Source organism: Lachnoclostridium phocaeense, assembly GCF_959599685.1.
In the GTDB taxonomy this organism is placed as follows: domain Bacteria; phylum Bacillota; class Clostridia; order Lachnospirales; family Lachnospiraceae; genus Claveliimonas; species Claveliimonas monacensis.
On sequence record NZ_CAUGIN010000001.1, the window covers coordinates 104,566 to 119,744 of the forward strand.

Genomic DNA, 15,179 nt, shown 5'->3' on the forward strand with positions numbered 1-15,179 from the left:
TTTACTGCACCTCCTGTTCTCCTGCTTCTACCGGATACTGTTCATTGTATGCCTGGATCTGCTGGTAGATCGGTTCAAGATCCGGATACTGTTCCAGCATAGCCTCATGCATCGGCAGGCATGCTTCCTGGAAGGGTGTGATGTCGGGGTAGATAAATGTGACGCCCTGGTCATTTTCTGCGGTGCTCTTTGCCTCCTCCACGGCTTTCACCCATTCTTCTCTCTCTACTTCATTGACAAGCCTGAATCCTTCCTCAAAAATCTCCCGCTCCTCATCCGGCAGTTCATCCAGGAAGTCGCAGTTGCCGATCAGAATATCCGGGATCATCTGGTGCATGTCATAGGAATAATATTTACACACATCCCCGTGTCCGTTGGATGTCAGCGCCATCTCATTGTTCTCCGCACCGTCAATGACCTTGGACTGGAGAGCTGTGTACACATCACCAAATCCCATAGGGGTGGCGGATCCTCCCAGCCGGTCCATCATCTCGATGTTTGTGGGGGACTGCTGCACACGGATCTTCAGCCCGCGCAGGTCCTCCGGGGTCTCCACAGGGGTAGACACGGTGTAGAAGTTACGGGTTCCTGCATCAATCCATGTCACCGCCTCAAAGCCGGCCTGCTTCGTGGATTCAAAAATAGGATCTGTGATCTCCGAATCGTCCATGGCCGCATGGTATGCCTCCTCGGAAGCAAACAGATAGGGCAGGTTAAACAGAGTGTAATTTTCTGAAAATGTCTCCAGAATAGAGTTGCTGGCCACACAGAAGTCTATGGCTCCTGTCTGGGTAAGCTGAACCATGTCCGTCTGGGAGCCGAGAAGCTCGCTTGGATAGACTTCCACATTGTACTTGTCCCCCAGCTCGCTCTCGATATATTCCTCAAAAGCCAGCAGGGCAATGTTTGTGGGGTGGTCGGTAGCCTGGTTATGGCCGATCCTTATGATCTGCCTGTCATCTCCTCCGCCAGAACTGCACCCGGTAACGGACGCAGCCAGTAATCCCACACTGAGCATCACAGCCATACATCTGCGATATCGTCTCATACCTTTATATCCTCCTTATTTTGTTTAACGGAACCGGTTCTGTTTTATTGTCTATATTATAACAATGCCACCCCTTTATTACGTGGTAGTTACAGCTTGAAATGTGGTGAATATTGCCCTATAATAGCATATATAAACATACTAATTGTGCAGTTTTCATATTTTAAAAAGGAGATTTTTGTGCGATATGTACAAAGAAGAGTTTAATCCGAGTCAGGTTATGACAGAAAAATACTTCGAATTTCACCATACTTACAATGAAACTCCGCCTGTCGTAGAATTTCATCAGCATCCCTTTTATGAGATCTATTTCTTTTTGTCCGGAAATGTGAATTATATTATAGAAGGAAGAACCTACAGTCTGCGGCCGGGAGACATCCTTCTGACAGGAAGCTCGGACATCCACCGGCCGGACATTCAGCCGGGCCGGCCTTACGAGCGGGTTGTGATCTGGCTTGCCGACGATTTCTTCGACAACCTGCACGATCTATACGGGGAGGATCTGACTACCTGTTTCACCGACTCCGCGCTAAAGGACTACCGTCTCATACGGCCGGACAGCCAGAACATCGCCCGTCTGCGGCAACTCTGCAATCTCATATCCGAGGTCAAGCACAGCCCCCAGATGGGCAGCTATGCCCTTGCCAGCGCCTATCTGACGGAGTTCCTGGTGTATGTCAGCCGCGCCTACTATGACGCCCCCGACTCCATCAAGCACGACGTCACAGAGAACGAGAAGATCAACCAGATCCTGCTGTACATCAACGAAAACCTTACGGAAGATCTGTCATTAAATCTGCTGTCCGACAGATTTTACATCAGCAAGTATTATCTGAACAGGCAGTTCAAGCAGTTTATCGGTCTCTCCCTCTACCAGTACATTATGAAGAAGAGACTGATCGTGGCCCGGAACATGCTGCGGGGCGGCTCCTCCGTCATGGACGCCTGCCTGCAGTGCGGCTTTAACGACTACTCCAACTTTCTGAAGGCTTTCAAGAGGGAATTTGGGAAACTGCCGAAAGAATATCACTGAGAGATGCAAAAAAGTTTTGACATTTTTATGTCACTTCTTGATTTTTCACTTTTATAGCGCTATTATAGACATAATATATTTACCCAGGGAACCGATGAGGTGCTATACCAGCCACCTGGCAGAAAGGGGGTTGGTGCTTATGATAACATGGTCTGATCTGTTCAGCTTTATCATTATGCTTTGTGCTGTTATTACCCTTATAACCAATAACAAACGCAAAAAATAGCGCCCCCACCTGGTCAGTGTAGCGCTATTTCGTAATACATATTTGCCGGGTGGCCAGGTGTAGGCTGGCTATCGGCTCCCTTGTTAAGTATATTATAATCAACACATCCTCATGTGTCAAATCATATCTGTTTCCCCTCTCATCCTTTCTGCCTTTTACTATACATCCAGCAGAAACTCACTCATCACATAGTTGCTGACATCAATTCCTTTCCTGGTCAGGCGCAGCCTGTCTCCGGCAGTCTCCAGCAACCCCTGGCGGCACAGCTCCTCTATGACCGTCCCGTAGATCTCCTCCATCTCTGTCTGAAATTCTTCCCGGAAACGGCGGCGGGATACCCCCTCCATCTTCCGCAGTCCCAGGAACATAAATTCCTCCATGGCATCCTTTCTGGTAAGGGTCACCGGCTCCTCCTCGCCGGACCAGCGTTTTCCTTCAAAGAAGGAGGCAGCGCCGTCCCCGATGCCAAGATACTCCCGGCGGTCCCAGTAACCCAGATTGTGCCTGCACTCATATCCGGGCAGGGCATAATTGGAGATCTCGTAGCGGTGGTAGCCGTACTCTGACAGGATTTCCTCCGTCCTCTCATACATGCGCCGCTCTGTATCCTCATCCGGCAGCTCCTCCGCGTGCTCCCCGCTCCCGTATCTCTCATAGAAGGGCGTCCCCTCCTCGATGATAAGGCTGTAGGCAGAAATGTGGGCTGGCGGCGGGGTCAGTCCGGCCACCGTGCGCAGGGTCCTCTCCCAGCTCTCCTCTGTCTGGAAAGGGATGGCGGACATGAGATCCACATTCATATTGGAAAACCCTGCCGCCACAGCCGCCTGGTACGTTTCTTTAAATTCTGCAAAGGTGTGGATCCGCCCCAGAGCTTTCAGCTCCCGGTCCTCCGCCGACTGAAGACCTATGCTCAGGCGGTTGATCCCCGCCTGCCTCCAGGCCGCCAGCTTTTCTTTCGTGACAGAGGCAGGTCCGCCTCCTGTCACCGTCCCCGGGTTGGCCTCCAGGGTGATCTCCGCATCTTCGTCCACCAGAAAGGCTTCACGGATGGCTGCAAAAATCTGTAGGATCTGCTCCCCCTCCAGGATCGATGGCGTTCCGCCGCCAAGGAAAATGCTGACAACGTGATAAGCCTTTGCAGAGTCCGCATAGGAACGGATCTTTCCGCAAAGGCTGTCCACATACGCCTGCCGCTCCCGCTGCGAGGCAGGGGCGGACAGGAAGTCGCAGTATTTACATTTTCTGACGCAGAACGGAATATGGATATATAATTCCAGTTCTTTCATCTGTTTCTCCTTTTATTTGTCATCCAGCTTCAGCACACTCATAAAGGCTTTCTGGGGGATCTCCACATTGCCTACCTGGCGCATCCGCTTCTTTCCTTCTTTCTGCTTCTCCAGCAGCTTTCTCTTACGGCTGATATCTCCGCCGTAGCACTTGGCAAGCACGTCCTTGCGCAGAGCCTTGACAGTCTCCCTGGCAATGATCTTGCTTCCGATGGCAGCCTGGATAGGGATCTCAAAGAGCTGTCGCGGAATCTCTTCTTTGAGCTTCTCGCACATCCTCCGTCCCCTCTCGTAGGCAGTTCCCGCATGGACGATAAAGGACAGGGCGTCCACCTCTTCCCTGTTGATCAGGATATCCAGCTTCACAAGCTCGGACTGCTGGTATCCCAGCATCTCATAGTCAAAGGAGGCGTATCCCCTTGACCGGGATTTGAGGGCGTCGAAAAAGTCGTAAATGATCTCGTTCAGCGGCAGGTGGTAATGAAGCACCGCACGCTTCTCCTCAATGTACTCCATGCCCTGGTACTCGCCTCTTCTCTCCTGGCAGAGCTCCATGATGGAGCCGATATACTCGGACGTGACCATGATCTCCGCCTTCACCATGGGTTCCTCCATGTACTCGATCTCAGAGGGATCCGGCAGGTTGGACGGGTTGGTCAGTTCAATGACTTCGCCGCTTGTCTTATGCACTTTGTACACAACTCCCGGAGCCGTGGTCACCAGGTCCAGGTTGTACTCCCTCTCCAGTCTCTCCTGGATGATCTCCAGGTGAAGAAGCCCAAGGAAACCGCAGCGGAAACCAAAGCCAAGGGCAATCGACGTCTCCGGCTCAAACTGCAAAGATGCATCATTAAGCTGGAGTTTTTCCAGCGCGTCCCTAAGGTCCGGATATTTGGCTCCGTCAGTCGGGTACATGCCGCAGTACACCATGGGCTGCACTTTTTTGTAGCCGGGAAGGGGCTCGCTGCAGGGATGTTCCGCATTTGTCACCGTGTCACCCACCCGGGTATCCTTTACATTCTTAAGGCTGGCTGTAAAATAGCCCACCATGCCGGCTTCCAGTTCCTCGCAGGGGATGAACTGCCCTGCTCCGAAATAGCCCACTTCCACCACTTCTGCCTTGGCGCCTGTCGCCATCATAAGGATAGGTGTTCCCTTGCGGATGGTTCCTTCCATGATTCGGCAGAAGACAATGACGCCTTTGTAGGAGTCGTACAGGGAGTCAAAGATCAGCGCCTGCAGGGGCGCTTTTGCATCCCCCGACGGAGCCGGGATCTTCTCCACGATCTGCTCCAGCACCTGGTCCACATTCAGCCCTGTTTTTGCAGAGATGAGAGGCGCATCCTGTGCCTCTATGCCGATGACGTCCTCGATCTCCTCAATGACTCTCTCCGGCTCTGCACTTGGCAGGTCCACCTTGTTGATGACAGGCATCACGTCCAGATCGTGATCCAGGGCCAGGTACACATTGGCCAGCGTCTGGGCCTCCACGCCCTGAGCCACATCCACTACAAGGATGGCTCCGTCACAGGCAGCCAGACTCCGGGATACCTCGTAGTTAAAATCCACATGCCCCGGGGTATCGATAAGGTTAAAAATGTATTCGTGGCCATCCTTTGCTTTGTAGACGGTACGGACAGCCTGGGATTTGATGGTGATCCCTCTCTCCCTTTCCAGATCCATATTGTCCAGCACCTGGGACTGCATCTCACGGCTGGTGAGCAGTCCGGTCATCTCGATGATCCGGTCCGCCAGGGTAGATTTACCGTGGTCAATATGGGCGATAATACAAAAATTACGAATTCTGCTCTGTTCTATTGCTCCCACTTCTATCGTTCCTTCCATAGTAAGTAATGTTCCTGTTCAGCACAATATCATAGCATGTCCGGGCACTCTTTTGCAAGCGCTAAGAACTCCCGTCTGTGCTGTATTTTACAATAAAGATCTCCACGCACATGGTGCTGTCCAGCCTTCCTGTCTTGGCAGCCTCTTCCATGTCCGCGGCATCCTCCAGTATGTTCCGGATCTGCCACCCGGAAAATCCTTTGCTCTGGTCCATGCATTTTCCGGCCACATAGGGGTGAAGCCCCGCGCTCTGGGCGATCTGCTGTCTGCCAAGCCCCTTTCGCATGAGCTCCTTCACCTCCAGCAGGATGCGGAACTGCCTGGTCAGAAGAGCCAGTATACGAAGAGGCGGCTCCTTCAGCGCCACCAGGTCATAGTAGTAATCCAGCGCTTTTTTCTGCTGCTTCTTGGCCACAGCATCCACCATGTCAAAGATCCGGTTGGTGATCTGTGTGGTACAGATATCCTCCACATCCTGTATGGTGATCTCATCCTTAAAAACAGTGTAGGAAAACAGCTTTTCCAGCTCCTTTTCCAGGTTCTCCATATCGGTTCCCGCTTTTGAGATCAGATAGCGCACGGTGGACTCCTGGATCTTCTTGTTCTCCCTCTTCACAGCCGAGGCAATCCACAAAAGGAGAGTCTTTTCGTCCTGCATGCCCATCTCCACGATGCGCCCTTTTTCCTTGACTGCTTTGTACAGTTTCCCCCGCTTGTCCACCTCAGTCTCGACAAAAAGGAAGATCACTGTGTCCGGCATGGCCTTGATATAATCTGCCAGCTCCGGGGACGCTGTCTTGAAAAATCCCGAGTTCTCCACCACGATCAGCCTGTGAGCTGCAAAAAAGGGCATGGTCTCCGCCAGATCTATGATCTCCGGGACACTGATATTTTTCCCTTCATAATAAGAATAGTTCATGGTGTCCCCCTCGGGGATGATGGCCTTTGTGAGACGGGTTTTATACTGCTTCTTCAGATAGGCCTCCTCCCCGTAAAGGAGATAGACCTGTTTAAATTGTCCTGTCTTGATATCTTCATTCAAATTCTTCATGAAGACTATTATAAGCGATGGGAGCCGCTCTTGACAAGGGAAGATGACTGCTGCCATGACGAAATCATGGCAGAAATCCGCGGATGCTCACCGTCCTTCCATCTGTCACAATAGTCACAGCCCCACTTTGGGCTGTCTGCCAGACCGAGCAGCCGGCCCTGTCAAGCCGGTCCAGGGTCTCCTGGTGGGGATGCCCGTAACGGTTGTCCCTCCCGGCCGAGATCAGTGCAGCCTGCGGCCCTGCCCTCTCAAGGAAATCCTCGCAAGTGGAATTCCTAGATCCATGATGGGCTACCTTCAGCACATCATATGTTTTTTCCAGCCTCTCCATAAGAAGACTTTCTCCCTCTCCTTCCACATCTCCTGCAAGTAGCATGTCAAAATCCCCACAGGATAGATCCAGCACAAGGGAAGCGCCGTTTCCCGGTTCCAGCTCATCTCCTTCCCCGGGCTGGAGGCAGGTCACGGTCATACCGCCCCGGAACAGGGCCTGCCCCCTCTCCATGACCGCAAGGGAAACGCCCTGGCTTTCTGCCTTCCCGGCCAGCGCCCTGAGCTCCTCGTCCCAGAATCCGGTGGCTGGAAGCACAAGACACTCCATCTGCACCCCCGTCTTCTGCCTGTCCAGCAGTTCCTCCACACCGTTCATATGATCACTGTCCCCGTGGGTCACAAACACATAATCCAGTTTTTTCACGCCCCGGGCTTTCAGGAAAGACTCAATTCTGTATCTGCCAGCCTGGCTCACATCACTGCTTCCACCATCCACCAGGATACAGGTTCCTTCAGCAGCGCGGATGAATATACTGTCCCCCTGTCCCACATCGAGCACAGTGATCTCCACCCGGCCCATTCCGGACACGGGCTTTGCCAGGATCAGGGCAGCGATACCAGCCAGCACCGGGACAAAAGCCTCCCTCTTTTTATGCAAGACCCACAGGACTATCGTAAGCCCGAGAGCGCCGTAATAGAAGCAGATCACGGCCATGTCCGGGCGTCCTGTCACGAGACGGCTTCCCGGCAGGGACAAAGCAGCGCGGCAGCTGCTCTCATAAATATCCAGCACCCGCCCGCACAGCCAGATCACCGCCTGTCCTGCAGGTTCTGCCGCCATGTAGAGAAGGCTGCCTGCCATCCCGGCAAAGAGCAGGACAGACATAAGCGGGATCACCAGAAGATTCAGCAAAAAAGAATACACTGGAAATTCAAAATAATGGTATAAAGTGACTGGGAAAAGGATCATCTGCACGCCCACACTTGCCCTCAGCGCCTGCTTCAGACTCGTTTTCGTCTGTATCCGGCAAGGGCCTTTCTCTGACATACCGGCAAGCTCTCCCAGGATCCACATACCCAGAAGAGCACCAAAAGACATCTGAAATCCTCCGTCATAAAAGGACAGAGGCTGCCACAGGATGACCACCACCGCGGCCGCGGCCAGGGCTGTGACCATGTCATAGACCCTGCCCGTCATGTCCGCTCCCACCCGTATCAGGAACATGACAAGGGAGCGCAGCACCGCCACGCCCGTCCCGATCATAAGAATATAGAGAAGCAAAAAACCGATGCCAAGGAGCCCCCCCGCAAGATAGGAGCCTGTCCGGCGTCTCAAAAACTGGTAGGAGCCAATGCCGATAAAAGACAGATGGAGCCCAGAAATGGAGAGAATATGGGCAATGCCATTCACCTGGTAGAGCTCTTTCGTCTCCGGGTCCATGTCCTGTCGCTCCCCCAGGATCATGGCCGCCAGAATGCCGCCGTCTTTCTCCCCCGCCGCCTCAAGGAGCGCACTCTTCCAAGCTCCGCGGAACCTCTCAAGGCCGTCACGCAGCCTCCAGAAAGAGTCATCCTGTACTGCCACACGCTCTGCCCACATACCCACATGGATATTCTGTTTCTGATAATAGAATTTTTGATCAAAATTTCCGGGATTTCGCGCCTCATCAAAAAAGAAAATCTGTCCTATGGCGCTCAGGATATTTCCTGTACGAATATCCGTTTTTTCAGGATCGTATAAGATCACGCCGGCCTCCTGCACCGTGCGGCCGGACTTTGTAATAGAAGTATCTCTCAGATAAAAAATATGATATTCTGCTCTTTTTTCTTTTTTCCACACCTGCCCTTCTATGCAGACTGTGTCATCCTCCTCGCAGATGCTCCGGGCAGGGGGATCCTGGAGTTCTTCCAGAAAGTACGCCCCGCCCAAGTGGACTGCCAGAAAGGCCGCGATCAAAAAGAACAGGCAGAAAATAAACAATCGCCTTTCTTTCAATATTATTTTGTTTCCTCCATCAAATCCGGATTTCTCTCAAAGGGATGGCTTAGATCCACTGTATTCTGAAAAGTGATATCCGTCTCCCCATTTACAGAGATCTGGACTGCACGGACTTCTCCGCCCCCGTTTTCCACAAGGGAATTCACAATGGAGAAGACCACAAGCTCCGGAGACACCTGGTACTTCTGAGAGAGAAATCCCTCGTCAAAATTTACATAGCAGATCCCATCTTTTACAGAAACTCCGAGCAGGATCGTGTCTGCCGGCAGTGTCGCCTGACACGCCTGGCTCTTAGGCCCCTTCAAAAGCTGCTCCAGGATCAGTTTCTGCAGAGAGGTATTGCTGTTGTACCGCACATTGACCGTCTCTTCCTGCAGCCCGCTCCCGTCCGCCGAGGCAAAACACAGTGTCAGCTCTGTCTTCTGGTAGGAGTTAAGAGCCGAGCCGATATTCTGCACAAAATCATCCGCTCCCATGTAGCCTGTCTCTGTCCCATCTGCTTCCTTTAGAGGCTCATCCCCTATGAAAAAGCGCACTCTGCTGATCCCCTCGATCTGGGTCAGGGACTGGACTACAGCGGCCCTCAGCAGAACCTCCCTTCTTTTTGGGAGACTGCGATAGGCATCGCTGAATGTCAGGTCCAGCTTGCCGCCCTGCAGCCCTTTTATCTCCACGGACACCTCCTCCGGAATAGCACTGGCATATCCGTCCGGATCCGAGGGATCTTTCATCTCCTCAAGAGCCTCCTCCGCCATATCCTGGGACTCTCCCCCGGAAGGCTCCCACGCCACGGGAAGGAGGGACATGCCTCCCTGCTCCACATACAAAAGATATCCCTTCCCCTGCTCCACGGCGCTTTTTTCTCTCCCACAGCCGGAGACAAGAGCCAGGGCCAGCAGGGCTGCCGTCAAAAGAAGCACTGCCCGCAATGATCTGTACTGTTTTTTCATGTTCAGAAACCTCCCATCCTGCTTTCCCGGATCAGACAACATAGCTCAGAGGGATCCGCACAGTGAAAGTGGTCCCCTCCCCCACCTGGCTGTACACCTTGACAGCGCCTCTGTGAAGGACCACCGCGTTTCTGGCGATGGCAAGTCCCAGCCCTGTGCCCCCGATCTCCCGGGAGTGGGATTTATCCACACGATAGAATCTCTCAAAAATGTGTTCCTGGGCTTCCTGGGGAATGCCGATCCCCGAGTCCGCCACCTCAATATAGAAATACTTGTGGTCTGCGTTCAGAGCCACATGGACCCACCCGCCATCTACATTGTACTTCACTGCGTTTTCCACAAGATTTGTAATAGCAAGAGAAATCTTTACTTCGTCAACTTCTGCGTTTACAGGTCGAAAACTTTCAAAGACTACCTCGACATTTGCCGCTGCGGCGATGGGCTGCAGTCTCTTCAATATCTTCTCCACCAGATCATTAATATTTGTCTGCTTCACATCCAGCGTAGAGGCCGTCTTATCCATCTTTACCAGGGATAAAAGATCATTGATGATCTTGTCCTCCCTCTCAATCTCCTCCGACAGGTCTGCCATGAATTCCCTGTACAACTCCACAGGCGCATCCTCCTGCACCAGCAGGGAATCCGCCAGGACCTTCATGGATGTGATGGGCGTCTTCAGTTCATGGGATACATTGGCCACAAACTCCTGCCTGGAGTCGTCAAGTGTCTTCAGGCGTCCCAGCATCTTGTTGAACGCCTCAGACAAAAGACTGGTCTCCGTGTACGCATTTTCGTGGAGATAGTTGGTATCATAGCCCTCGCTGACCGCCTCGATGGAGGAAGTGATCCTGGCAAAGGGCCGTACTACGACCGTCCCGAGGATCACGGCCAGAGCCGCCACCAGCAGCGCGGTCACTCCCACTGCCACCCAGGCAGTGCTGTTCAGCACATCCAGACTGTCTATGACTGCATCGGCAGAGACGCTGGCCAGCAGGACACCGGCCACCTGCTCACTTCCCGGCACGAACACAGGAGAAGTCACTTCGATATATCGGTTGTCCGGATCGTAGATCTTCGTCCCCTCTCCCTCAAAACACTGGATCACATCTTCAGACACGATCATCTTTCCTGTATCCAGATCATATGTATCTTCCGCGATCTGGTACTGACTGTTGATCAGCATAATACGGCCACTATAAATGCTGGACAGCTGCTCCAGCTCGCCCTCCAGGGCTTCTGTGAGACCTGTGTCCAGATGGCCTCCGGCGCCGATCTGATCGCCAAGGATCGTGCACTGGTTCTGTAGCTGGGCGGTCAGCACATCCACCGCCCTGCTCTCATAACTTTCCAGGATAACAGCTTTCAAGACAATGCAGGGAATGATCCCCACAGCCACAAAAAGAAATATAATGCGAAACTTCAGACTTTTAAAAAAATGATTTCTGAAATATAACCTAACCCCTGAAATAGTAACCAACTCCCCACTTCGTGTACACGTATTTCGGATCACTTGGATGCGTCTCGATCTTCTCCCTGAGCCTCCGGATATGTACATCCACTGTGCGCACATCGCCGGGATACTCATAGCCCCACACAAGGTTCAGGAGATTTTCCCTGCTGTACACTTTATTCGGATGGGTAGCCAAAAGCTCCAGCAGGTCAAACTCTTTGGCAGTCAGATTGATCTCCTTATCCCCGATCACAACCCGGCGGCTCTCGCAGTCGATCCGCATCTCTCCCTTTACGACAACATTCCTGTCTTCCTTCTGCTCTCTCTTCTTTCCTGTGCGCCGAATAATGGCCTTGATCCTTGCCTTAACTTCCAGGATATTAAATGGCTTGGTGATATAGTCGTCTGCCCCGTACTCAAGTCCCAGGATCTTGTCCATGTCCTCTCCCTTGGCGGTCAGCATGATGATAGGGACATCCGAATACTCGCGGATCTGTCTGCACACTTCAAACCCGTCATGCTTGGGCAGCATGACATCCAGAAGGATGATATCGTATGTATTCTCAGCGGCCAGCTTCAGAGCCTCCTCGCCATCGTAGGCACAGTCCACTTCCATGTCGTCCTGCTCCAGACTGAACCGTATCCCCTTTACGATCAGTTTTTCATCATCTACAACCAATACTTTCCAACCCATAATGTCTCCCTCAACTTTTCTAGTCTTCTGTCATCAAACGGTGATCTCATCTTTCAATTTCTCATAGATGCCTTCCTTGATGCCTTCCACATTCATAATGTCCTCCGGCGAGCGAAAGGCCCCCTCTTCCTCCCGGTAGGCAAGAATGGCCTCCGCCCGGGTCTGCCCGATCCCGGTGAGTGTCATCAGCTCTTCCAGGCCAGCCGTGTTCAGGTTCACCTTACCTGCCTCCTGGTCCGAAGCCGTATCCTGCGCCCCTCCCATCGTATCCTGAAGAGCCGCGCCGGTCTGTGCCTCCTCCTCTGTGGGGACATAGATCTTCTGTCCATCCTCCGCCTGCTGCGCCAGATTCAGACTCTCCGGGCTGGCCCCCTCAAGAGTGCCGCCGGCCATCTCGATGGCCTGGTACACCCGGGCGTCTCCGGGCAGTTCGTAGACACCCGGAGCTGCCACCTGGCCGCACACATAGACGAATATAGAGCCGGGCTCCTCCCCGCTCTCCTCCGTATCTTCTTCCTGCGTCTCCCCGGAAAGGTCCTCCTCTTCTGTCTCCCCGGACTCTGCTGTCTCTTCCAAAAAGATCTCCTCTATTCCTGAGGCTTCTTTCTCTTTTTCACATCCACTCAAAAACAATGTCAAAGTTACAATGATCACAACGACCATAACTGGTCTTCTACGCATAATTTTCTCCTTTACAGCCGTGTTCCAGCTGCGGACACCCCTCTTATGCCTAGATAAAGTCATTTTACTATTTCCACTGAAAAATTGCAACTCCAATCAGGGCCAGCGCCATGCCTCCCACCTTCCGCCACTCCAGGGGTTCCTTCTCCACGCCGAAAAGCCCTGCCAGCTCAATGAGATAAGCCACAATAAGCTGTGCCATGACAATAAGGAGCGCCGCCTTGGCAGGACCCAGCTGCTCCATGCTGCGGATCACCGTCCAGGTGATCCCCGCTCCGATGACGCCGCCAAGAAGCATATACTTAGGCTCCACCCGGGCAATGGCGCCAAAGCTGTCTCTGCCCGCAAAAAACCAGACTCCCAGGCAGACAGCGAGGGCCGAGAACTGCACCCAGGCATTGCTCACATACTCTCCTGTTGTCTTGGTCACCTGGGTGTTGAATACACCCTGCACGCTCATAAGGGCGCCTGATAATAGCGCGATAAAAAAACCGGCCATAGAAAATCACTTCCTTCCTTTTGATCAGAAGTTAGTATTTCCCACAGCCGGCCCTTATATTCCGCCAGACTTTTTAAAGTACTTTTTCCAGCTTTTCGATCATCTCATCCACATGCTCTTCTGTGATGATAAGAGGCGGCACCATGCGGAGTACATTTCCACCCGCCGTGATGACTAAAAGTCCCTCTTTCTGGGCCTTCACAACGACCTCTCCCACCGGCACGTTCAGCACCAGGCCCTGCATCAGGCCTTTCCCTCTGCGCATCTCCACAGACTCTTTGCGCTCTGCCAGGGCATCCAGCTGTGCCTCCAGGTAGGCGCCCACCTTCTTCACGTGGTCGCAGATCTTTTCCTTCTCGAAAATGTCCAGCACCGCGCTGACCGCCGCGCACACGAAGGGATTCCCTCCGTAGGTGGTGCCGTGGTCTCCCGGAGCCAGGGATTTTTCAGCCACTTTCTCAGTCATGGCAAAAGCCCCTACCGGGACACCGCCGCCGATGGCTTTGGCCATGGCCATGATGTCCGGCTTTACGCCGTAATCCTGCCAGGCAAACATGGTGCCGGTGCGCCCCATACCGCACTGGATCTCGTCCAGGATGAGGAGCACGTGATTCTCATCACAGAGCTTTCTCACCCCCTGCAGGAATGCCGGGTCAATAGGATAGATGCCTCCCTCTCCCTGGAGAGTCTCCATGATCACCGCGCAGGTATGCTCGTTCATCTGCTCCTTCACGCTGTCCAGATCATTGTAACGGGCAAATTTCACGCCCCCTATCAACGGTTCAAAAGGCGTCCGGTAGGCCTCGTTTCCTGTCACAGCCACTGCGCCCATCGTGCGCCCGTGGAAGGAGTGTTCCATGGCGATAAACTCATAGCGGTCAAAGCCCTCTGTGAAGGCGTACTTTCTTGCCGCCTTCAGGGCACCCTCAATGGCCTCTGTTCCACTGTTTGTAAAGAAGACACGGTCCATCTGAGCCGCCCTGGTCAGCTTCTCGGCTGCCTCCGCCGCCGGCTTGCTGTAGTACAGGTTGGAGGTGTGGAGCAGGGTGTCCACCTGGTTTTTCAGCGCCTCCGTGTACTCTTTATGTCCGTATCCAAGGCCGCACACAGCGATGCCTGCGGCAAAATCCAGGTATTTTTTCCCTTCTGTGTCATACAGGTATACACCCTCGCCTCTCTCCAGAACGATGGGATATCTGTTGTAGGTGTGCAGAAGCGACTGTTCCGCCTCATCGATCCATTTATTTGTCATCGTAAAATCTGCTCCCTTCATCATCTAAGATGGCGGTTCCGATACCTCTGTTGGTGAAGATCTCCAGCAGGAGGCAGTGGGGGATCCTGCCGTCCAGGATATGCACTCTGGAAACGCCGTTTTCAATTGCATCGATACAGTTGTTCAGCTTCGGAAGCATACCGCCTCCGATATAGCCCTCCTCCATCAGCTGTCTGGCCTCGGACACTTTCAGCTCTGAGATCAGCGTCTCCGGATCCCTGGGATCCTTGTACACGCCCTCTATATCTGTCAAAAATGCCAGCTTCTCCGCGTGCATGGCCCTGGCGATGGCGCAGGCCGCGTCGTCCGCGTTGATGTTGTAGGTGTTGTTCTTGTCGTCCAGCCCTACGGGACACACAATGGGAAGGAAATCCTTCTCCAGCAGGTCCCAGAGGATATCCGCGTTCACTTCCTTCACATCTCCCACAAAGCCGATATCCTGCCCGTCAGAGAGCTTCTTTGTCACCCGCAGGAGGCCTCCGTCCTTGCCGCTGATGCCGATGGCCCGGACACCCAGTCCCTCCACGAACTGGACCAGCTCCTTATTGACCTTTCCAAGGACCATCTCCGCCAGCTCCATGGTGGCCTCGTCGGTCACCCGCAGACCGTTCACAAAGCGGGGCTCCATGCCCACCTTGCCCACCCAGCGGCTGATCTCCTTTCCGCCGCCGTGGACGATAATGGGCTTAAATCCCACCAGCTTCAGCAGGGTCACATCCTGGATCACTCTCTCTTTGAGGGTCTCGTCCACCATGGCACTGCCGCCGTACTTCACAACAATAACTTTACGGTTAAACCGCTGGATATAGGGGAGGGCCTCGATGAGCACCTCTGCCTTATCCAGATATTTCTGCATATTGTTATCCATTTT

General features: G+C 53.3%; 13 protein-coding genes. 1 reads left to right on the plus strand and 12 read right to left on the minus strand.

Features of this window, described 5'->3' with window-relative positions; genetic code table 11:
• Nucleotide 1 precedes the first annotated feature (1 nt).
• On the minus strand, nucleotides 2-1,048 hold the full coding sequence (locus tag Q5911_RS00465) for a TRAP transporter substrate-binding protein (protein WP_303180100.1): 1,047 nt from the start codon (nucleotides 1,046-1,048) through the stop codon (nucleotides 2-4).
• A 187-nt stretch (nucleotides 1,049-1,235) separates the two neighbouring features.
• Here Q5911_RS00465 and Q5911_RS00470 point away from each other — a divergent pair, with 187 nt between their 5' ends.
• The gene (locus Q5911_RS00470) at nucleotides 1,236-2,081 is read left to right on the plus strand and encodes an AraC family transcriptional regulator (protein ID WP_303180101.1); all 846 of its coding nucleotides are present in this window, start codon (nucleotides 1,236-1,238) and stop codon (nucleotides 2,079-2,081) included.
• A gap of 384 nt (nucleotides 2,082-2,465) precedes the next feature.
• On the opposite strand, the gene hemW is transcribed toward Q5911_RS00470, so the two are convergent.
• The 11 genes from hemW to argB all read right to left on the minus strand — a co-directional run bounded on the left by hemW (nucleotide 2,466) and on the right by argB (nucleotide 15,176).
• The gene (gene hemW, locus Q5911_RS00475) at nucleotides 2,466-3,593 is read right to left on the minus strand and encodes a radical SAM family heme chaperone HemW (protein WP_303180103.1); all 1,128 of its coding nucleotides are present in this window, start codon (nucleotides 3,591-3,593) and stop codon (nucleotides 2,466-2,468) included.
• 12 nt (nucleotides 3,594-3,605) lie between these two features.
• Nucleotides 3,606-5,420: a translation elongation factor 4 gene (lepA, locus tag Q5911_RS00480; protein ID WP_303180238.1), complete on the minus strand. Its 1,815-nt coding sequence runs from the start codon at nucleotides 5,418-5,420 to the stop codon at nucleotides 3,606-3,608.
• A 79-nt stretch (nucleotides 5,421-5,499) separates the two neighbouring features.
• The gene (holA, locus tag Q5911_RS00485) at nucleotides 5,500-6,489 is read right to left on the minus strand and encodes a DNA polymerase III subunit delta (RefSeq protein ID WP_076776578.1); all 990 of its coding nucleotides are present in this window, start codon (nucleotides 6,487-6,489) and stop codon (nucleotides 5,500-5,502) included.
• A gap of 64 nt (nucleotides 6,490-6,553) precedes the next feature.
• Nucleotides 6,554-8,758, minus strand: coding sequence for a DNA internalization-related competence protein ComEC/Rec2 (locus Q5911_RS00490; protein ID WP_303180106.1), 2,205 nt, complete (start codon nucleotides 8,756-8,758; stop codon nucleotides 6,554-6,556).
• A gap of 2 nt (nucleotides 8,759-8,760) precedes the next feature.
• Nucleotides 8,761-9,711 (minus strand): GerMN domain-containing protein, encoded by a 951-nt coding sequence (locus Q5911_RS00495; RefSeq protein ID WP_303180108.1) that lies wholly within the window; start codon nucleotides 9,709-9,711, stop codon nucleotides 8,761-8,763.
• A 31-nt stretch (nucleotides 9,712-9,742) separates the two neighbouring features.
• A complete protein-coding gene (locus Q5911_RS00500) occupies nucleotides 9,743-11,221 on the minus strand; it encodes a sensor histidine kinase (protein WP_303180110.1) in 1,479 nt (492 codons plus the stop codon).
• Nucleotides 11,166-11,855 (minus strand): response regulator transcription factor, encoded by a 690-nt coding sequence (locus Q5911_RS00505; RefSeq protein WP_303180112.1) that lies wholly within the window; start codon nucleotides 11,853-11,855, stop codon nucleotides 11,166-11,168. The genes Q5911_RS00500 and Q5911_RS00505 overlap by 56 nt, the downstream gene beginning before the upstream one ends.
• Nucleotides 11,856-11,888: 33 nt before the next feature.
• A complete protein-coding gene (locus tag Q5911_RS00510; protein ID WP_303180114.1) occupies nucleotides 11,889-12,536 on the minus strand; it encodes a helix-hairpin-helix domain-containing protein in 648 nt (215 codons plus the stop codon).
• 67 nt (nucleotides 12,537-12,603) lie between these two features.
• On the minus strand, nucleotides 12,604-13,035 hold the full coding sequence (locus tag Q5911_RS00515) for a DMT family transporter (protein WP_226394713.1): 432 nt from the start codon (nucleotides 13,033-13,035) through the stop codon (nucleotides 12,604-12,606).
• 73 nt (nucleotides 13,036-13,108) lie between these two features.
• Complete coding sequence (locus Q5911_RS00520) at nucleotides 13,109-14,287, minus strand: aspartate aminotransferase family protein (RefSeq protein ID WP_303180118.1); 1,179 nt, start codon at nucleotides 14,285-14,287, stop codon at nucleotides 13,109-13,111.
• Nucleotides 14,277-15,176, minus strand: coding sequence for an acetylglutamate kinase (gene argB / locus Q5911_RS00525; RefSeq protein ID WP_087173681.1), 900 nt, complete (start codon nucleotides 15,174-15,176; stop codon nucleotides 14,277-14,279). The genes Q5911_RS00520 and argB overlap by 11 nt, the downstream gene beginning before the upstream one ends.
• Between the last annotated feature and the right edge of the window lie 3 nt (nucleotides 15,177-15,179).

Coding starts and splice junctions, on each gene's coding strand:
- argB (WP_087173681.1), bottom strand. CDS start 15,176: ATGGATAACAATATGCAGAAATATCTGGATAAGGCAGAGGTGCTCATC.
- Q5911_RS00520 (WP_303180118.1), bottom strand. CDS start 14,287: ATGACAAATAAATGGATCGATGAGGCGGAACAGTCGCTTCTGCACACC.
- Q5911_RS00510 (WP_303180114.1), bottom strand. CDS start 12,536: ATGCGTAGAAGACCAGTTATGGTCGTTGTGATCATTGTAACTTTGACA.
- Q5911_RS00505 (WP_303180112.1), bottom strand. CDS start 11,855: ATGGGTTGGAAAGTATTGGTTGTAGATGATGAAAAACTGATCGTAAAG.
- Q5911_RS00465 (WP_303180100.1), bottom strand. CDS start 1,048: ATGAGACGATATCGCAGATGTATGGCTGTGATGCTCAGTGTGGGATTA.
- Q5911_RS00495 (WP_303180108.1), bottom strand. CDS start 9,711: ATGAAAAAACAGTACAGATCATTGCGGGCAGTGCTTCTTTTGACGGCA.
- Q5911_RS00470 (WP_303180101.1), top strand. CDS start 1,236: ATGTACAAAGAAGAGTTTAATCCGAGTCAGGTTATGACAGAAAAATAC.
- Q5911_RS00515 (WP_226394713.1), bottom strand. CDS start 13,035: ATGGCCGGTTTTTTTATCGCGCTATTATCAGGCGCCCTTATGAGCGTG.
- hemW (WP_303180103.1), bottom strand. CDS start 3,593: ATGAAAGAACTGGAATTATATATCCATATTCCGTTCTGCGTCAGAAAA.
- holA (WP_076776578.1), bottom strand. CDS start 6,489: ATGAAGAATTTGAATGAAGATATCAAGACAGGACAATTTAAACAGGTC.